Origin of the sequence: Listeria ivanovii subsp. ivanovii, assembly GCF_900187025.1 — a bacterium.
Taxonomy (GTDB): domain Bacteria; phylum Bacillota; class Bacilli; order Lactobacillales; family Listeriaceae; genus Listeria; species Listeria ivanovii.
In genome coordinates this window covers 2,886,407-2,906,020 of record NZ_LT906478.1, presented here as the reverse complement: position 1 = coordinate 2,906,020, position 19,614 = coordinate 2,886,407, and the positions used below count along the sequence as shown (strand labels likewise).

Annotated in this window: 19 protein-coding genes; 18 read left to right on the top strand and 1 reads right to left on the bottom strand. The window is 38.2% G+C overall.

Annotation, left to right across the window (positions count from 1 at the left end; all coding sequences use genetic code 11):
* The first annotated feature begins 219 nt into the window (after positions 1-219).
* The 11 genes from CKV67_RS14510 (at position 220) to CKV67_RS14460 (ending at position 12,372) form a co-directional block, all read left to right on the top strand.
* Positions 220-1,920: a sugar phosphorylase gene (locus CKV67_RS14510; RefSeq protein WP_025279670.1), complete on the top strand. Its 1,701-nt coding sequence runs from the start codon at positions 220-222 to the stop codon at positions 1,918-1,920.
* Positions 1,917-3,215, top strand: a complete 1,299-nt coding sequence (locus CKV67_RS14505; RefSeq protein WP_014094017.1) for an ABC transporter substrate-binding protein — start codon at positions 1,917-1,919, stop codon at positions 3,213-3,215. Before CKV67_RS14510 ends, CKV67_RS14505 begins: the two co-directional genes overlap by 4 nt.
* 74 nt (positions 3,216-3,289) lie before the next feature.
* On the top strand, positions 3,290-4,171 hold the full coding sequence (locus tag CKV67_RS14500; protein ID WP_014094016.1) for a carbohydrate ABC transporter permease: 882 nt from the start codon (positions 3,290-3,292) through the stop codon (positions 4,169-4,171).
* The gene (locus tag CKV67_RS14495; protein WP_014094015.1) at positions 4,158-5,009 is read left to right on the top strand and encodes a carbohydrate ABC transporter permease; all 852 of its coding nucleotides are present in this window, start codon (positions 4,158-4,160) and stop codon (positions 5,007-5,009) included. The genes CKV67_RS14500 and CKV67_RS14495 overlap by 14 nt, the downstream gene beginning before the upstream one ends.
* 17 nt (positions 5,010-5,026) lie before the next feature.
* On the top strand, positions 5,027-6,079 hold the full coding sequence (locus CKV67_RS14490; RefSeq protein WP_014094014.1) for a zinc-dependent alcohol dehydrogenase: 1,053 nt from the start codon (positions 5,027-5,029) through the stop codon (positions 6,077-6,079).
* A gap of 12 nt (positions 6,080-6,091) precedes the next feature.
* The gene (locus tag CKV67_RS14485) at positions 6,092-6,886 is read left to right on the top strand and encodes a sugar phosphate isomerase/epimerase family protein (protein ID WP_014094013.1); all 795 of its coding nucleotides are present in this window, start codon (positions 6,092-6,094) and stop codon (positions 6,884-6,886) included.
* Positions 6,887-6,942: 56 nt separating this feature from the next.
* On the top strand, positions 6,943-7,974 hold the full coding sequence (locus CKV67_RS14480) for a Gfo/Idh/MocA family protein (RefSeq protein WP_025279669.1): 1,032 nt from the start codon (positions 6,943-6,945) through the stop codon (positions 7,972-7,974).
* Positions 7,971-10,148 (top strand): glycoside hydrolase family 65 protein, encoded by a 2,178-nt coding sequence (locus CKV67_RS14475; RefSeq protein WP_014094012.1) that lies wholly within the window; start codon positions 7,971-7,973, stop codon positions 10,146-10,148. Before CKV67_RS14480 ends, CKV67_RS14475 begins: the two co-directional genes overlap by 4 nt.
* A complete protein-coding gene (locus CKV67_RS14470; RefSeq protein ID WP_014094011.1) occupies positions 10,145-11,263 on the top strand; it encodes a glycerate kinase in 1,119 nt (372 codons plus the stop codon). Before CKV67_RS14475 ends, CKV67_RS14470 begins: the two co-directional genes overlap by 4 nt.
* On the top strand, positions 11,263-11,925 hold the full coding sequence (gene pgmB, locus CKV67_RS14465) for a beta-phosphoglucomutase (protein WP_014094010.1): 663 nt from the start codon (positions 11,263-11,265) through the stop codon (positions 11,923-11,925). Before CKV67_RS14470 ends, pgmB begins: the two co-directional genes overlap by 1 nt.
* A gap of 126 nt (positions 11,926-12,051) precedes the next feature.
* The gene (locus CKV67_RS14460) at positions 12,052-12,372 is read left to right on the top strand and encodes a thioredoxin family protein (protein ID WP_014094009.1); all 321 of its coding nucleotides are present in this window, start codon (positions 12,052-12,054) and stop codon (positions 12,370-12,372) included.
* 58 nt (positions 12,373-12,430) lie between these two features.
* On the opposite strand, the gene CKV67_RS14455 is transcribed toward CKV67_RS14460, so the two are convergent.
* Positions 12,431-13,030 (bottom strand): nitroreductase family protein, encoded by a 600-nt coding sequence (locus CKV67_RS14455; protein WP_025279668.1) that lies wholly within the window; start codon positions 13,028-13,030, stop codon positions 12,431-12,433.
* A 192-nt stretch (positions 13,031-13,222) separates the two neighbouring features.
* Between CKV67_RS14455 and CKV67_RS14450 the strand changes: the two genes are divergently transcribed.
* From CKV67_RS14450 to CKV67_RS15050, 7 genes are all read left to right on the top strand, one after another.
* A complete protein-coding gene (locus tag CKV67_RS14450; RefSeq protein WP_014094007.1) occupies positions 13,223-13,576 on the top strand; it encodes a hypothetical protein in 354 nt (117 codons plus the stop codon).
* 102 nt (positions 13,577-13,678) lie between these two features.
* A complete protein-coding gene (locus tag CKV67_RS14445) occupies positions 13,679-14,101 on the top strand; it encodes a MarR family winged helix-turn-helix transcriptional regulator (protein ID WP_014094006.1) in 423 nt (140 codons plus the stop codon).
* Positions 14,102-14,115: 14 nt separating this feature from the next.
* Entirely contained in the window at positions 14,116-15,264 is a 1,149-nt protein-coding gene (locus CKV67_RS14440) for a lmo2826 family MFS transporter (RefSeq protein WP_014094005.1), read from the top strand.
* A gap of 382 nt (positions 15,265-15,646) precedes the next feature.
* Positions 15,647-16,738: a 3-phosphoserine/phosphohydroxythreonine transaminase gene (gene serC, locus CKV67_RS14435; RefSeq protein WP_025279667.1), complete on the top strand. Its 1,092-nt coding sequence runs from the start codon at positions 15,647-15,649 to the stop codon at positions 16,736-16,738.
* Positions 16,731-17,918, top strand: coding sequence for a phosphoglycerate dehydrogenase (locus CKV67_RS14430; protein WP_014094003.1), 1,188 nt, complete (start codon positions 16,731-16,733; stop codon positions 17,916-17,918). Before serC ends, CKV67_RS14430 begins: the two co-directional genes overlap by 8 nt.
* Before the next feature lie 88 nt (positions 17,919-18,006).
* Entirely contained in the window at positions 18,007-19,248 is a 1,242-nt protein-coding gene (locus CKV67_RS14425) for a DUF1015 domain-containing protein (RefSeq protein WP_014094002.1), read from the top strand.
* A 124-nt stretch (positions 19,249-19,372) separates the two neighbouring features.
* Positions 19,373-19,594 carry an LPXTG cell wall anchor domain-containing protein gene (locus CKV67_RS15050; protein WP_077905857.1) on the top strand — a complete coding sequence of 74 codons (222 nt, stop codon included), beginning with the start codon at positions 19,373-19,375 and terminating at the stop codon, positions 19,592-19,594.
* Positions 19,595-19,614 lie beyond the last annotated feature (20 nt).

The window sequence follows — 19,614 nt, the reverse complement described above, 5'->3', positions numbered from 1 at the left end:
CTTCCTTTCTCATATATATGGTTCCGGTATCGGTTCCGGTCATTATCATCCTTGTTTATCTTACTCAATTTTTAAGAAAATGTCCAACTAGAGGTTAGAGCTCTATCAAAACACTTCTATACCAACATATTAAAAAATATTTTAAAATTGTGTTTGACAGAAAGCGCTTTCCATACTATAATTCTTTTTGTGGGAGCGCTCCCGGTTAGGAGGTAGATGATGACAAATTTAAGAAAACGACTTTCGCGATTATATCCGGAAGATGTGGTAAACAGTTTAGCAGCAAGAATCGAAGCGCGAGTAAATGAAACGAAACAGCAAAAATTAACACGTAAGAGTAAGTGGGATGAGAAAGATATTGTTTTAATTACATATGGGGACCAGTTTCAAGAAGAAGCAGAAAAAAGGTTAACAAGTTTTAAGAAAATGTACGATGGTTATTTAAAATCAGTTTTTGAATTAGTTCATTTTTTACCGTTTTATCCGTATTCGTCGGATGATGGATTTTCTGTGATTGATTATAAGCAGGTAAATCCGGAACTTGGTGACTGGTCGGATATTCATGAAATGGAAAAATCGGCACGGTTGATGTTTGATTTTGTTTGTAATCATATGTCAGCAAAAAGTGATTGGTTTCAGCGATATTTGGCGGGAGATCCAGAATTTGCAAATTTCTTTGTGGAAATGGCTCGGAATACAGACCTTAGTTCAGTAACTAGGCCACGTGCGACTCCTGTGCTTACACCATTTAAGTTTACTTCAGGAGAAGAAAAGTATATTTGGACGACTTTTAGTGATGATCAAATTGATTTAAATTTCGCGAATCCGGAAGTGCTTTATAGGATGGTGGATGTCCTGCTATTTTATTTGGAACAAGGGGCGGAATATGTACGACTCGATGCAGTGGGCTTTATGTGGAAAGTGCCTGGAACTAGCTCGATTCATTTAGAGGAAACACATGAAATTGTAAAATTATTTAGAGATTTAGTGGATATGTCGGCTCCAGGAACGATTATTGTTACGGAAACCAATGTGCCGCATGTGGATAATATTAGCTACTTTGGAAACGGTGAAAAAGAAGCACATATGGTATACCAATTCCCGCTTCCACCGCTCGTATTACACGCAATTCATCATGGTAATGCAGCTTTTCTAAGTGATTGGGCGCGGAATCTTGAGTTGCCAGAGGGTAAGCGAACTTTCTTTAACTTCCTTGCTTCTCATGATGGTATCGGTTTAAATCCAGTTCGTGGAATTATCCCAGAAGCAGAGATTTTGGCATTAGTGAATGAGCTTGAGCGAGAAGGAGCTCTTGTTTCCTATAAGAAAAACCCAGATGGTTCTAAAAGTCCTTATGAAATTAATGTGACTTATATGGATGCGCTTAGTAAACAAACGGATAGCGATTTAGCTAGATTACACCGCTTTGTAGTAGCTCATGCAGTACTGCTGTCGATTCCTGGTGTTCCAGCTGTATATATTCAAAGCATTTTAGGGAGTAGAAATGATGTTGCCGGTGTTGCAAAAACTGGTCAAAATCGCTCTATTAACCGAAAAAAATATAATTTAACAGAAATTACAGCTGAAATAGAAGATAAAGGGTCACTACGAAATGCAACTTATGAAGCGTTAACAAAACTGATTAACGTACGAAAATCGGAATCACTTTTCCATCCAGAAATACAGATGGAAGTTATCGATTCTCCGGCGGAATTATTTGTTATCAAACGATTTTCCGGCGCAGAATCACTTATATTGATTCATAATTTATCAGAAAAAGAAGTAGATTACTCAATAGACAGCGGCATTTATACAAATATTTATACGAACTCCACTATAACTGGGAGCGATTCCATAACACTTAGTGGCTATGAATTCTGCTGGCTAAAAACCAAAAATTACAGGGAGGAACAAAAATGAAGAAAAAAGGTCTTGGATTACTTGTTGTTGTATTGGTTCTAAGTGCGGTATTAGCTGCATGTGGAGGGAAGAGTTCTAGCGGTAGTGGTGGAGAAGTAACGATTGAATTTATGCATTCATCCGTTGAAAAAGAACGTTTAGATGTTATTAAAAAATTAATTGCTGATTTTGAAAAAGAAAATCCAAAAATTAAAGTAAAACAAATTCCGGTTGAGGAAGATGCTTTTAATACAAAAGTAGTAACGCTTGCTCGTTCTGGTGAGCTTCCTGAAGTCATGGAAGTTAGTCAAGATTTTGCCAAAGTAATGGATAAAGATGAACTAATTGATCAAGATGCGGTAAAAGATGTTATCAATTCGGTTGGGGAAGATAATTACTATGAAGGAGCTACTAATCTAGTTCGCTCTGAAGATGGGAAGAGCTATATTGCTGCACCGTTAAGCGGCTGGATTCAAGGGATTTGGTATAACAAAAAAGCGCTAAGTGATGCTGGCTTTGAAGAACCTAAAAACTGGGCTGATGTTGAAAAAATTGCGAAAAAATTCACGAACAAAGCAGATAAAAAATACGGTATTGCGATCCCAACAGCTGAAAGTACGATGAGTGAACAAGCATTTTCACAGTTTGCTCTTTCTAACAAAGCTAATGTTCTAGATGAAAAAGGCAATATCACCATTGATACACAAGAAATGAAAGAAGCTTTACAGTACTACAAAGATCTTTCTGCTTACACTATGCCGGGTTCTAATGATGTAACGGAAATCAAGGATGCATTTATGAATGGAACTGTTCCAATGGCGATGTACTCTACGTATATTCTTCCATCTGTTTATGAAGAAGGTGATCCGTCTAATATCGGATTTGCGATTCCAGAAGAAAAAGAAAAAGCAGTTTATGGTACCGTTTCTGGTTTAACTATTTCTGCCGGTTTAGATGATGAGCAAAAGAAAGCGACGAAAAAATTTGTTGAGTACTTATCCGCACCTGAAAATATGGCAACATGGGTACTTATGTCTCCAGGCGGTGCTCAACCGGTAAATAAAGAAGTAGTAGAGCAAAAAGCATACAAAGAAAATGAAGTAATCAAATCATTTGGAGATCTTCCGAATGAAATTGCAGCTTCTTTCAATGATATCCAAGTTTTCGGACTTGTGGATGGTAAAAACTTCACGAAAATGGGAGATATTACTAGTTCAGGAATTATTGCCCAAATGGTTAATAATGTAACTGTTGGTGGCGGCGATGTTTCAGATGATTTAAAGGCAGCGCAGAAAAAAGCCGAAGAAGGTAATTAATAAAATAGCGGGGGGATACACGTCTCCCCGTTTTTTACAGTTTAGGACGTCGCTTTTTGATTTAAGGAGGCATTATGAAAACGAAAGTATATAAAAGGTCAGATTTTAAGTTAGCAATGATTTTACTTGCACCGAGTTTTGTTTTACTGGCAGCACTTGTTTTATATCCGATGATTTCTAATATCCAGATTAGTTTTTTAGATATGCCACTTAATCCGAATATTAAATCAATCTTTGTAGGATTACAAAATTATATAGATATTTTGAAGGATCCTGAGTTTTATAAATCTTTAGGGCTTACAGTGGCTTATACAGCGCTTGTGGTAATCGGAAGCACTGGGATGGGGCTACTTGTGGCAATATTCTTTAACCGTGAATTTAGGTTTAGAAAAACGGCTCGCTCACTCATTATTTTATCGTATGTAACGCCGTCAATTTCCCTTATTTTTGCCTGGAAATACATGTTTAATAATGGTTATGGCGTAATTAATTTTATGACAGTGGACGTGCTTCATCTGTTTAAAGAAGCGCCACTATGGTTTGATAATCCAGCTTCTAGTTTCTTTTTAGTAACATTTTTTGCGATATGGCGTTATTTCCCGTATGCATTTATTTCGTTTTTGGCGATTTTGCAAACGGTCGATAAATCACTTTATGAGGCAGCAGATATGGACGGAGCTAACATTTGGGATAAATTCAAAATTGTTACTTTGCCAGCAATTATGCCGGTTTTAGCAACAGTTATTACGCTTCGGGCGATTTGGATGTTCTATATGTTTACCGATGTATACTTACTCACGAATAAAGTAAATATCCTTGGAGTTTATTTATATAAAACAGCATTCGCATTCAATGATTTAGGAAAAGCAGCAGCGATTTCTGTAATATTATTTGTCATTATTTTTGTAGTGATTATTTTTGCAAGAAAGCGGGTGGATTTGAATGGCAGTAAGTAGTAAAAAGTCAAAAAGAACAAAGAAAATCGCTTTTTATGTGACGATGGTTGCATTTTTATGTATTACCTTGTTTCCATTTGCGATTATGTTAATGACTTCTTTTAAAAGCAGCAAAGAAGCCATTTCTACAAATCCAACATTTTTTCCAAAGGATTTCACTTTTCAGTATTATATAGATATTTTCAACCCAGATATTTTTCCGTTTGTGACATACTTTAAAAATAGTTTGATGGTTTCTATTTTTGCAGCTGGAATTGCGGTTGTTTTGGGGATTTTAGGGGCATATGCACTTTCGAAATTACGCTTTAAAGGGCGGATGACGATAAATGCAAGTTTTTACACGGTTTATATGTTCTCGGGAATCTTGTTAATCGTTCCGTTGTTTAAAATTATTTCGAGTTTGGGATTATATGATACGGAAACAGCTTTAATTATCACGATGGTTGTCCAAACTTTACCAACAGCGGTATTTATGCTGAAAAGTTATTTTGATACTATTCCATCTGATATAGAAGAAGCAGCGATGATGGACGGACTGAACCGATTCCAGATTATTTTACGTATTATAGTACCACTAGCGATTTCGGGTATTGTATCGGTATTTGTGTATTGCTTTATGGTTGCTTGGAATGATTATCTGTTTGCTTCGATATTCTTATCAAGCTCAGAGAAATTCACGTTACCAATTGGGCTAAATACACTCTTTAGTACACCGGATTACATTTGGGGTCGAATGATGGCGGCATCGCTTGTTACGGCGCTACCAGTTGTTATTATGTACGCCATTTCGGAACGATTTATTAAAGGAAACTTAACTGACGGCGGAGTTAAAGGATAAGAAAGGAAGTTATTTAAATGAAAAAACTAGTTGCAACTGCACCGCGCGTGGCGGAGTTAGTAGAGTATTTTGACCGGGAAGTTTTAGAAGATGAAGTGAAAATTAAAGTGCAATTTGCCTCTCCTAAACACGGAACAGAAGTGGTGGATTTCCGCGGAATTAGCCCTTTTATTGATGAAGAATTTTCACCAGAATGGAATCTATTTGTTTCACGTGAAACAAATAGCGCGCGAGGCATTGTCTTTGGCGAGTTCCAGCTCGGTAATATGGTTGTTGGTGAAATCACGGAACTTGGTAGCAAAGTGATGGAATATGAGCTTGGTGATATTGTTTGTTCGTATGGACCGATTATGGAAACAGTAATTGTAAAGGCTGTCGATAACTACAAACTACGTAAGTTGCCAAAAGGAGCGAATTGGAAAAATGCAGTTTGTTATGACCCGGCTCAATTTGCAATGAGTGGTGTACGTGATGCGCATGTTCGTGCGGGTGATTATGTTGTAGTAGTTGGTCTTGGTGCAATCGGGCAAATTGCGATTCAATTAGCGAAAAAAGCTGGAGCAAGTATTGTTATTGGTGTAGATCCACTTCGCCATCGTCGTGAAATTGCAGAGAAACACGGTGCAGACGCTACTTTTGATCCGATTAATACGGATGTTGGTTTAGAAGTGAAACGACTTACTGGTAAACTTGGTGCCGATTCTATTATCGAAACAAGTGGTAATTCGGCGGCACTTCAAGCAGCACTTCGCGGGATTGCTTATGGTGGAACGATTTCCTATGTCGCTTTTGCGAAACCTTTCCCAGATGGCTTTAATCTTGGTCGTGAAGCGCATTTTAATAATGCCAAAATTGTCTTTTCACGTGCAGCAAGTGAACCTAACCCTGATTACCCACGCTGGGACCGCAAGCGAATTGAGGAAACTTGTTGGGAACTACTTATGAATGGATACTTAGATTGTAATGATTTAATTGATCCAGTAGTACCGTTTGCAGAATCAGCAGAAAGTTACATGAAATATGTTGATAGACACCCTGATTTAAGTATTAAAATGGGTATTATGTTATAAGGAGCGATAATGATGAAATTAGGAACACAAAATCAAGCTTTTTTTCCAGAAAATATTCAAGAAAAATTTGCTTATGTAAAAGAAATGGGCTTTGAAGGCTTTGAAATTGATGGTAAGTTGCTTGTGGAAAATTTGGAAGAAGTCAAAGTTGCAATCAAGCAAACAGGTTTACCAGTTTCAACAGCTTGTGGTGGTTATGACGGCTGGATTGGGGACTTTATTGAAGAGCGTCGGTTGAATGGTTTGGAAGAGATTAAGGCAATTCTTGAAGCTTTGCAAGAGGTTGGTGGACAAGGAATTGTTGTTCCGGCTGCATGGGGAATGTTTACGTACCGCTTACCGCCAATGGTTTCACCGCGAACTCAAGCAGGTGATTTTAAAGCCGTGAGTGAATCACTCGTTTACTTAGATAAAATTGCTGAGGAAACAGGAACAAAAGTTTATCTTGAACCACTTAATCGCTATCAAGATCATATGATTAATTTACTAAGTGATGCGAAGAAATATATTGATACAAATAACTTGAAGCATGTCGAAATTATTGCTGATTTTTATCATATGAATATTGAGGAAGACAGCATACCGGGAGCGCTTCGTACCTATAAAGATTCGATTGGGCACATTCATGTTGCAGATAACCATCGTTACCAACCAGGTAGCGGAAGCCTTGATTTTAAAACAAGTTTTGATCAATTGAAAAAGAATGGTTATAACGGATTTTTAACTTTTGAATGTCGAGTTCGCAGTGAAAATCCTGAGCAAGCTTACAAAGACGCATTAGCGCATTTAAAAAGCTGTTTAATTTAAAATAGAAAATCCGCCCCAATTCAAGCGGGCGGATTTTTCTAAAAGGAGTTTCGGATATGAAAAAAAGAGTTGCAATTATAGGAGCAGGACAAGTTGCAGAGAAAGTACACGCCGCATATTATCAAACAAGAGATGAACTAGAGCTGATTGCAGTGTGTGATCCGAGCATGGAACGTGGCAAAGAATTTCAAGTGAAAAATGGTTTTCAAAGATATTACCCAACTGCAGAAGAAATGTTTGCATCAGAAGAAATTGATATAGTCAGTATTTGTACGCCAAATCGGTTCCATTTTGATAATGTAATGTTGGCACTTAATCATGGGGCGGCAGTTATGTGTGAAAAGCCACCCGCAATGAGTGCACTAGAAGCTAAAGCGATGTGGGAATTGGCCGAACAGAAAAAAACGATTTTAGCCTATGATTTTCACCACCGTTTTTCAAGTGAAGCACGATTTTTAAAGCAAAATGCGGCTCTTTTTGGGGAGATCTATTGTGTGAAGGCAACTGCGCTTAGACGTTCAGGAGTACCAGGATGGGGAACCTTCACAAATAAAGAGATGCAAGGTGGAGGTCCATTAATTGACATGGGGATTCACATGCTTGATGCGGCGATGTTCGTGCTCGGTTTTCCAAAAGTAAAAAAAGTTACGGCGAAAAGTTTCCAAAAAATCGGCACGAAAAAAAACCACGGTACATTTGGTTCATGGGATCCGAGGAAATATACGGTGGAAGATGCGTTATTTGGGTTTATTGAGCTAGAAAATGGTGGACTTATTGAGCTAGATACTTCATTTGCCTTGCACATTAAACCAGAGAGCATCTTGAATGTGAACTTTTTTGGTGATTTGGCAGGTGGTAGTTTGTATCCGGCTGAAATTTATACGGATAATGCTGGGGAGTTCCAGCTTTTAGAGCAGCTTGGAGCACTTGATGAGGACAAGCATGAGAATAGCATGAAGGCATTTGTAAATAGTGTGCTCGGAGCATCGAATGAACAACTCGCGAACGCAGAACAAGGTTACAGAATTCAAAAAATCGTTGAAAGTTTATACGAATCGGCAGAAAAAGGTGAGAGTGTTTCTTTATGAAGAAAATAATCGAGAAGGAATTTGCAGTAGATTATCTAAATAAATATGGTAGCCAAATGACTATTGGGAATGGTTATTTGGGTATTCGCGGAGCATTGGAGGAAGACTATCCAGAGCAAGTTCGCGGGATGTATGTAGCTGGGATTTATAACAGACCAAGTGGATCAACAAGTTCGGAATTAGTGAATTTACCAGACATCATGCGATTCCAGTTGACGCTTGATGGAGAAGCTTTTTCTATGCAAGCAGGAGCCGTCCATAGTTATGAACGTTATTTAGATATGAATACAGGAGAATTAGTCAGAAAAATCACTTGGGAAAATAACGCACATAAAAAATATCAGATTAATTTTCATCGATTTGTTTCGAAAGTAGCGCAACATTTGGTTGCTACTAGGGTGGAAATTACCCCTTTGACAGATGCTGGTGTGGTGAAAGTGCGGACTGGGATTGATGCGCAGCAAACGAATTTTGGAACGCAGCAGCTGAGGGAATTAAGTTTGCGAATTTTTGATGAAGAATTGATGGTTGGGGAATATGAGACGATTGAAAGCAAACAGCGAATCGTTGTGGCAACTAGAATGAATGTTAAAGGTGTTTTTACAGCAAAAAACCGCCAACTAATGACGGAAGTAGAGCAGAACATGAAAGCAAATGAGACCTTCACTTTGGAAAAAATTAGCTCGGTTAATACTTCACTTGGCAAATTAGATGTCGAAATTCTCAATACGACCTATCAAGAATTAAAAGTACCTTCAGACCAAGCTTGGGCCGATTTTTGGCAGTCAGTAGGTGTTCAGTTGGATAGTACGAATGGAATGGACCAATTTGCGCTTGATTTTGCTTGTTATCACTTAGAAATTATGACGCCAAAAGATGATATTCGTTGTAGTGTTGGGGCAAAAGGATTGACCGGTGAAGGCTATAAAGGACATGTTTTCTGGGATACAGAAATTTTCATCTTGCCATTTTTCTTATATAATCAACCGAAAACGGCTAAACAATTACTACAATATCGGTATCTTCACTTGAAAGAAGCAAAAGAAAAAGCAATGAAAAATGGCTATAAAGGAGCACTTTATCCGTGGGAGAGCGCATTTTCTGGCAAAGAAGAGACACCAGAATTTGCAGCGATTAACATTCGGACAGGAACTCGCCAAAAGGTTGCCTCTGCTATTTCAGAGCACCATTTAGTAGCCGATATTGCTTTTGCGGTGTGTGGATATGTGGTGGCAACCAAGGATGAACAGTTTATGACTGATTACGGGGCAGAAATGCTCCTTGAAACTGCTGAATTTTGGATAAGCCGAGCAATTAATCGTAATGGACTTCTGGAGATACTTGATGTTATTGGACCAGACGAATACACAGAGCATATTGATAATAATACGTATACTAATTACATGGCGTATTATAATGTAGAAAAAGCAATGATTTGGAATAAAGAAAATCAAGCATTCCAAAAACGTGCCAAAGATTTCCTAGCGAAGTTATATTTACCCGTTGCGAATTCGGCAGGGCTAGTCCCCCAAGACGACACATTTTTGCAAAAAGCTTGGATAAAATTGGACAAATACAAAGCTGCGCAAGGTAAACAAGGGATTCTACTAGATTATTCCAGGCAAGAAGTGAATGATTTGCAAATTTTGAAGCAAGCTGATTTAGTCATGTTATTTTATCTTTTCCCAACTATTTTTGATACTGAAACGATGAAGAAAAACTTGGATTATTATGAAAAACGGACAATTCATGATTCTTCTTTAAGTAAGGCGATTCATGCAATAGTAGAAAATCGGCTAGGTGATAGGGAGCAAGCATACCAATTTTTCCAAGAGGCGTGTTTAATTGATCTTGGCAGTGAACCGCATTCATCAGATGATGGACTTCATGCAGCCTCGCTTGGTGCGATTTGGCTCACAGTGATTTTTGGCTTTGCTGGGATTGACACTAGTGAGGAATTACTCCAAGTTTCCCCGAATTTGCCAGAAGCATGGCAATCGGTGGCGTTTGAATTTGTCTGGAATAAGGAACGAATTGGTTTTAAAATAACTCCCAAAACATTAGAGCTTTCAAAAACAACGAAAAGCGTGCTAGAATTAATTATCGACGGAGAAAAACATCAGTTAACGGATAGACTAACTATTAACTTTGAACAAAAGGGTGTGTCTTTATGAAAATTGTTATTGCGCCGGATTCTTTTAAAGAAAGTTTGACGGCGCATCAGGTGGCAGAGTATATTAAAGAGGGCTTTCAAGAAATTTATCCGTATGCAACTTATTATACTCTTCCTATTGGTGACGGCGGAGAAGGGACAATGTCAATTTTAAGTGAGGCCTTTAGTGCGACTAAAATGAAAATTAACGTTTCTGGTCCTTTTGGTGATGAAGTTCCAGCAGAAATTGCTTTTACAAAGGGAAATCAAAAGGCACTGATCGAAATGGCTGAAGCGTGTGGTTTACACTTAGTTCCGCTAAGCCAAAGAAATCCACTTCTGGTAAGCACCAAAGGAGTAGGCGAACTTATTCTCTATGCCATTCAAAAAGGCGCAAGAGAAATTATTGTTGGTATTGGTGGAAGCGCTTCAAACGATGGTGGAATTGGTATGGCTAGTGCACTTGGATACGAGTTTTTAGATAATACTGGGCAAACGCTAGAAGCCATTGGTGTGAATTTAGCAAAGATAGCAACAATAAATGCTAAAAATGTTCCAGCAGAGCTAAAAAACGTGACTATTAATGTGGTTACAGATGTGGAGAATCCGCTTTGTGGGGAAAAAGGTGCAACATTTGTTTTTGGTCCGCAGAAAGGGTTGCTAAAAACGGACTTACTTAAGGCCGATGAAGCAATGCAACATTTCTATCAACTTGCCAACTCTGCGATGCTTACTATGCCGCGCGCAGGAGCTGGTGGTGGGATTGGCGCTGGTCTTGCAACGTTTTTGGAAGCAAATTTACTTTCGGGCATCGACTTTGTTCTGGAAGCACTTCAGATGCAAGCGATATGTAAAGACGCTGATTTAGTTATTGTTGGCGAAGGAAAAATGGATGGGCAGACTGCAGAAGGTAAAGCACCAGTGGGAGTCGCAAAACAAGTTCCCCACGGAATACCAGTTATTGCCATTTGTGGGAGCGTAGGGGATGGGTTAGACGCTGTTTATGAAGCTGGAATTACTGCTGTATTCGCGTCCATCGCACAACCTGCAACATTAGAACAAATACTTAAAGAAACCCCAAATAATTTAAGAAGGACCGCACGAAATGTTGCGGCAGTTTGGAAAGGACGAGTTTAATGACAACAGCTTTAAAAGGAGTACTATTTGATTTAGATGGCGTCATCACAGATACAGCACATTATCATTACCTTGCTTGGAAAAAAACAGCAGAGAGTATCGGTATTGAATTTGACGAGGCATTTAATGAAAATTTAAAAGGAGTAAGCAGAATTGACTCATTGCTGCTTATTTTAAAGAAAGATAACCGCGAAAATGATTTTACACAAGAAGAAATAGAAGCACTTGCCGCAGATAAAAATGAATTTTATGTTAGTTTGTTGCAAGAAATCACACCAGCTGATGTGTTGCCAGGGATTAAAGAACTGATTGTGGCACTGAAAAAGCAGCACTTAAAATGTGCGATTGCCTCTGTCTCTAAAAATGCTCATACGGTGCTAAGCGCATTGGAAATGGAGCAAGAATTCGACTACATTGTTGATGCAGCCAAGATTACTAAATCAAAACCAGATCCTGAAATCTTTATTGAAGCAACACGTGAGCTGGGACTTAAACGGGCAGAAGTAATCGGTGTGGAGGATGCTCAAGCGGGAATTGAAGCAATAAACGCAGCTGGTATTATTAGTGTGGGCGTTGGTTCAGGACTTCGTGATGCAGATATGACAGTAAAAAATACAGGTTTGCTTGATTTGCGTATTTTAGAAATATTACATAGTAAATAAAATGTTTCACGTGAAACATTTAAAAGTGTCAAAAAATGAACAAAAAGCAAGATATATTGCTATTTTAGAACCCTTTACTTGACCATAATACAACTTTAGAATATTCTGAATGTGAGGTGGATATGTATGGCGATTATTTTTGCAAAAGAAGAGAACTTGGAAGAGCTTATTAGTAGCCATCCTAAGATATTACTTAATTTTTGGGCGGAATGGTGTGCTCCTTGCCGATGTTTTTGGCCAACGCTTGAGCAGTTTTCGGAGGTCGAAGAAGGTAATGTCCAAGTTGTAAAAATTAATGTAGATAAACAACGAGCTTTAGCACAAAAATTTGATGTTAAAGGGATACCGAATTCGCTCATTATTGTGGATGGGGAGATTAAAGGTGCAATTGCTGGTATTGTTAGTTGTGAAGAATTAAGAAGTAGATTTAGAAGTCTAGCAAAATAAAGATTCCGCGATACCGGTTAATGGTCGCGGAATTTTTTTGTTTCACGTGAAACATTTATTATTTGAAAACGCGGAAACGGTCAGCGTCATCGATAAATTCTTTTTCGCCAGCTTCTTGAACGATGTTACCAAAGGGCATTTGAGCGCGTAAGTTCCAGCTTGCAGGAATATCCCATTCAGTTTTAACGGCATCGTCAATTAGAGGGTTATAATGTTGAAGAGAAGCCCCAATACCAGCATTGGCAAGAGCAACCCATACAGAGTGTTGTGCAATACCTGTAGATTGTTCAGCCCAAACTGGGAAGTTGTCTGCATATAAAGCAAAGTTTTCTTGCAAGCCTTCGATAACAGCATTATCTTCAAAGAAAAGAACTGTTCCGTATCCAGCGCGGAAAGATCCAACTTTTTCAGCAGTTGCTGCAAAGTTTTCAGCTGGAACAATAGCGCGTAAGGTATCTTCTACAATATTCCAAAGTTTGTTGTGGCTTTCTCCTAAAAGAATAACTGCACGTGAACTTTGAGAGTTGAAGGAAGAGGGGCTATATTTTACGGCGTCTTTAACGATTTCTTCTATTTTGGAATCTTCTAATGAAACGTTTTTGTCTAGTGCGTAAATAGAGCGACGAACTTTAATGGAATCTAAAAATGTATTAGTCATGATAATAATTCTCCTTTGTTAATGTTATTTACTTACATAAGTATAGCAACTATTTATTAATTTGCAAGCGTTTTTGTCGGGAATATTTCATGTAAGCGCTAAACGGGTTGTGGCTCTTATCAAAAAAATTTTAAGTAAAATAGTTGCTTTTAAGAACGTTTGTTCGTATAATAATATTAAGAGGTGATCATTATGGTGACAGCAATTCGTAAAGAACAATCCCCAATACAAAAAAATGCTGCTTTTCTAACAAGTCGTCCGGAAGTCGATTATTTAGAACGTGAGAGTTTCTTCATTACACTAAATGATGCAACCAAACGAGCTTGGGTTGTTCGGCTAACCTATTTTCATGAAGCAGATGTTTCTTCTTTACGCCTCGCATCTTTTGAGTATCCTTCTGCTTTTTTAGGTTTAGGAGAAATTGAAAAACTGGATTTAGTCCCAATAGAGATAGATATGTTAACAGAAGAAGTTATTTTAAAAGATATTATCGGTCAAGAGTACGTTATGGAGTTTAGAGACATTATAGATGTAGAGTTATTGTAGTAGCAGCCGAACATTCGGCTGTTTTTCTTGTAAAATAGTACATAGTTATGTATAATAGTTGTTATGACAATTATTGTTATGGCAACGGAAAAGAGGATAGCTATGCGAGGTTATTATGACGAGATTTCATTTAGTGTAAACACGACAGCAAAGAAAATGCATTTATTTTTGATGCGAGCAATTGCGAGTTATGATGTAACACCAGAGCAATGGTCTGTTTTGGAGGGGATTGAAGCTAATGAACCAATCTCTCAAAAAGAAATTGCACTTTGGACAAAAAAAGACACACCAACAGTGAATAGAATTGTAGATGTGTTGCTTAGGAAAGAACTGATTGTTCGAGAGGTTAGCTCGGAAGATAGGCGGATATCACTCTTGTCATTGACTGAAAAAGGAAGAATAGAAACGAATGAGCTGCGAGATATCGTGGAAGCAAATTGCAAAAAAATGTTTGCCGGAATTTCACAGGAAGATGTAGAACAATTAACAGCTATTTTAAAAAACGTTTCGGCAAATTTGGAGTAAAGAAGGAATAGATTTTGGATAATAAGACAAAACTTTGGACGAAGGACTACCTATTTTTATTAATTGGAAGTGTGATGCTTTATATTGGTTTTATGGTTTTTATGCCAACCTTACCTGCGCGAATTATTGAACTTGGTGGCACGCAAATGGAAGCGAGTTTAGCAGTTGGATTATTTTCAATCGTTGCTTTGCTGATGCGTGCGATTGCCGGAAGTTGGAATGATAAATTTGGACCGAAATTATTAATTATTGTTGGTTTTTTAATTTTAATACTGACAACGGTGAATTTTTATTGGTCGACGGCTGTTGCGGCCTTGTTGATATTAAGACTTTTTCACGGGGCAGGCTGGGGGATTGGAACAACATCAATTGCAACCGGGGTTTCTAAGCTTGTACCACCAAGCAGAACGGGTGAAGGTATTGGCTTTTATGGGCTTACAACTGCGCTCGGCATGTCGCTCGCACCCATTATTGCTATTTTAATTATGAATTACTTTTCTTTTGATGTTTTAGTGACTTTTTCACTCGTACTGATGGTGTTTATTTTGTTATTAATGACGCAAGTAAAACTTCCAAAATCGGAAAAAATCGTTCATCAAAAAATGAAACTATTTGAGAAGACAGCGTTACTACCAGCTGGCCTTTGTTTACTGATGGCGATTCCGCTTGGTGGCATTCAAACATTTATGATGGTTTATGGAACAGAAATTGGTATTACAACAACATGGGTTTACTTTATTGGACAGGCTATTATGGTGCTTGTTAGTCGTTTGTTTGCTGGGAGATTATATGATACGAAGGGACATCGTTTTGTTATTATTCCGGGAGCTATTTCGATGATTATGGGAATACTTATTCTGTCCTTTGCGACTGGCGTAATTAGCTTATTTATTGCTTCACTATTCTTTGGGCTAGGCTATGGAATGTCGCAACCGGCACTGCAAGCACTTGCTGTTGATAGAGCTGCGCCACATAACAAAGGAACAGCAAATGGTACTTTTCTATCAGGGATGGATATAGGTATGGCTGCAGGGAGTTTTGGTTTAAGTATAGTAGCAACTTATTACAACTATGCGATAATGTATCGGACTGCCATTTTTGCGTTAGTAGCATTTTTTATCGTGTATTGGTTTACTTTAGGCCGAAAAGTGAAAAATAACTAACATCTCTTGTGAACTGATTTTCAAAGATGAGAAGTGTGGGGATTGCTTTAAATAGCCGATTCTCACTCTTTTTTAATGTCAGAATGTTTAAACATCACATTTATTTGGAGAGTTAGTATAAATTTTCTGAAAAACAGTGCTATTTCTGCTATAATATAAAAAAGTACAAAAGGCAGTGTTTACTTTTAAGCGCTGAAAAATCCGAATATTGTGTGGAATATCACAGGTTCGTTTTTTTTATTTCTTAAGAACAGAACTTCGAAAACAAGTAAGTTTAACGAGGAAGGCTCATATCTGACTGGTAAAAATAGAATTATATCTATTGCTAGTGAAAATTTTTTGGATGTATTTGGGGAAAATTGATGGACAGGAGAGATGTTGAGTGGAACGTGTTTATAATTTTTCGGCAGGTCCGGCTGTATTACCAGTACCGGTACTTGAAAAGGTTCAAAGAGAATTGCTCTCTTACAATGGTTCAGGAATGTCGGTAATGGAGCTGAGTCACCGGTCAGAATTATTTCAAAACATCATGGACGATGCGGAGAGTTTAATTCGAGAATTGATGGAGATTCCAGAAAATTACAAAGTACTATTTTTGCAAGGTGGCGCAAGTTTACAGTTTAATATGGTACCAATGAACCTTGCAAATGGAAAAAAAGCAGTTTATGTAAACACCGGATCTTGGGCGAAAAAAGCAATTTCAGAGGCTAAGAAAATTCAGGGTGTTGAGGTGGAAGTAATTGCCTCATCTGAAGACCGTAATTTCAGTTATATTCCTGAAATTCCCACTGTTTCTAGTGATGCGGCTTACTTACATGTGACTACAAATAATACAATCGAAGGAACAGCGATGTTTGATGTACCAGAATCGGCTGTACCAATCGTTGCAGATATGTCTTCTAACATTTTATCCAGTGTTTATGATGTGAAAAAATTTGGTCTTATTTATGCAGGTGCTCAAAAAAACATTGGTCCTGCTGGGCTGACGCTAGTTATTGTGCGGGATGATTTAATTGGTCAAGTGGAGGGACTTCCTTCAATGCTTGATTTTAAAGTACAAGCAGACAATGATTCCATGTACAACACGCCGCCAACTTTTGCTATCTATGTTGCAAAACTCGTATTTGAATGGATTAAAGAGCAAGGTGGGGTTGCTGGGATTGAAGCATTAAATCGTAAAAAAGCAGCTTTACTATATGAGTATATTGATGCGTCAGATTTCTTCTCTTCACCAGTCGAACCGTCTGCCAGATCGCTTACAAATATTCCGTTTGTAACGAGTTCAACAGATTTTGATCAAGCTTTTGTCAAAGAAGCAGAGGTGAATGGTTTTGTTAACTTAAAAGGACACCGCTCTGTTGGTGGAATGCGAGCAAGCCTTTATAATGCATTTCCTCTTGAAGGGGTGGAAGCACTAATTACCTTTATGGAAAAATTTGCGAATGCGCGAAAAGGGGGAGAAGTACGTGTTTAATATCCAAACGTTTAATGCAATTGCTAAAGAAGGATTAAAAACATTTGATCTGGAAAAGTATGTAATTGATGCGAATCAACCGGCAGATGGGATTTTACTACGTAGTTATAATCTACACGATTTTGATTTCCCAGATACGGTGAAAGCTGTTGCTAGAGCTGGAGCGGGGGTTAATAATATTCCGGTAGAAAGTTGCTCTGAAAAAGGAATAGTTGTATTTAACACACCAGGTGCCAATGCGAATGCTGTAAAAGAATTAGTGCTCGCAAGCTTATTCGTTTCTGCTAGGCCGATTTTAGAAGGAACAGAATGGGTGAAAGAATTACCTGCCGCTGATGATGTTGAGCAAAAAGTGGAAGCGGGCAAAAAAGCTTTCGCAGGAACAGAACTTGCGGGCAAAAAACTTGGAATTATCGGTTTAGGCGCAATCGGTGCATTAGTTGCCAACGATGCTCTTGCTCTTGGCATGGATGTAGTTGGTTATGATCCTTTCGTTTCGGTAGATACCGCATGGAGGATTTCTAAAGAAGTAGAACGAGCAATGACGATAGAAGAAGTACTTGCGACATGTGATTATCTAACTGTTCACGTACCTTTGACAGATAAAACCCGTGGAATGTTTAACGCGGATACACTCTCACTTGTGAAAGATAATGCGGTACTATTAAACTTTTCACGTGGCGAGTTAGTGGATACGACATCAATTAAAGAAGCTTTAAACGACGGACTTTTACGCTTGTATATTACCGATTTTGCTACAAAAGAATTATTAGGCCATAAAAAAGTGCATGTGTTTCCTCATTTAGGGGCATCGACAGAAGAAGCAGAAACTAACTGTGCCAAAATGGCTGCGAAAGAATTGCAAGCATATTTGGAAACTGGTAGCATCAAGAACTCTGTTAACTATCCTAATGTAGAAATGCTATATAACGGACATCCGCGAATTGGTATTTGCCATCAAAACATTCCCAATATGGTTGGACAGATTACAACGGAATTAGGAAAATATTCTTTAAATATTTTAGATATGACTAATCGTAGTAAAAATGAATATGCTTATACGTTAATTGATATTGATAAAGAAACACCAGCTAATTTGGAGCAATTAAAACGGGACTTATTGGCGGTTCAAGGTGTTTTACGTGTGCGTGTTATTGAACCATTAGGAGTAACTGTTTAAAAATTATTACCCGGGAAATATTCAGAGTATGAAACTTCATGGTGATGGCCAGACGATGCATGCTCTTTTACTAAAAAGGAGGATAATTATGGTAAAGATACGACCATTTAAAGCGATTCGCCCCATTAAAAATCTGGCGGAGAAAGTAGCTTCATTACCTTACGATGTGCTTAATTCGGATGAGGCGCGTGAATTAGGAGATAATAATCAGTATTCATTTTTACATATTGATAAGGCGGAAATTGATTTGAGTAAAGATATTTCTCCTTACGACCCAGCAGTTTATCAAAAAGCGGCTGATAATCTAGAGCAATTTGAACTTGATGGTTGGCTTGGAAGAGAAGCGAATCCTGCATTTTATATTTATCAGCTAACGATGAACGGACGGCCACAAACGGGGCTGGTTGTTTGTACGTCGATTGATGATTACACAGAAGGGAAAATTAAAAAACACGAATTAACCCGAGAAGAAAAAGAGTTAGATCGAATTCGGCACGTGGATACATGTGATGCGAATACGAGTCCGATTTTCTTAACTTACCGAGGAAAAGAAGCGATTAATGCACTGATAGACTCATGGGTGAAAGAAAATGAACCTGAATATGACTTTAAGAGCTTTCACGGGGTTGAGCACAAGGTTTGGGCTATCACAGATGCATATATTCTAGAAGACCTTTCAGCGGCGTTTTCAGAGGTTCCCGCATTTTATATAGCAGATGGACACCATAGGACAGAATCAGCCGTTAAGGTTGGCTTGAAGCGTCGTGCGGAGTATCCTAATGCTGGACCAGAAGCAGAATTCAATTTCTTCTTATCGGTCGTTTTCCCTGAAGAACAATTGGAGATTTTAGATTATAACCGGGTTATTAATGTACCAATTGAAGCGGATTTCCTTGAAAAAGTTAGTGCGAGTTTTGATTTAGAAAAGGTTGGGAAAACGGCTTTCAAACCGGAAAAACCAAAACAAGTTGGTATGTATTTAGATGGTAATTGGTATAAATTAACAGCGAAAAGTGATGTGATACCAAGTGATGTAATTGGGCAGTTGGATGTTTCCATCTTACAAACGCAAATCTTAACACCGATTTTTGGAATGGAAGATATTCGTCGTGATAAGCGAATTGATTTTGTTGGCGGAATTCGCGGATTAAACGAACTAGAGCGATTGGTAGATAATGGTAGCCATTCCGTTGCATTTGCGATGTATCCCCCAACGATGGATGATTTACTTAGTGTAGCCGATGCATCAGAAATTATGCCACCGAAATCAACATGGTTTGAACCGAAATTGCTAAGTGGATTGTTTGTACATGATTTAGAGAGTAAATAAGGTAAAGGAACTTCTCTTCATAAAAGGGGGGGTTCTTTTTTGTTATAAATAGAGCGTGTTGTTTTTAGTAAAACCTTCTGATATTACAGTAGAAGCGGTAAATTAAGCAACCGATGATCCCAATATCCCAGGAACTAATGGGACAAACGGAACAAACAGCACGAATGGACCGGGAAATAATGGAGAAAGTGTCAAAATCGAGCAATGGAAACTACCAGAAACAGGTGATACGAATTATACGTTATGGTGGGCGAGCTTAGGCTTAATATTAGTTGGCTTTGCAAGCATAACGCTTATCCGTAATTCGAGAAAACATCATGAAACACACAATAAGGCTACCTATTAGTGAAGTTAGAATTCGCTTTA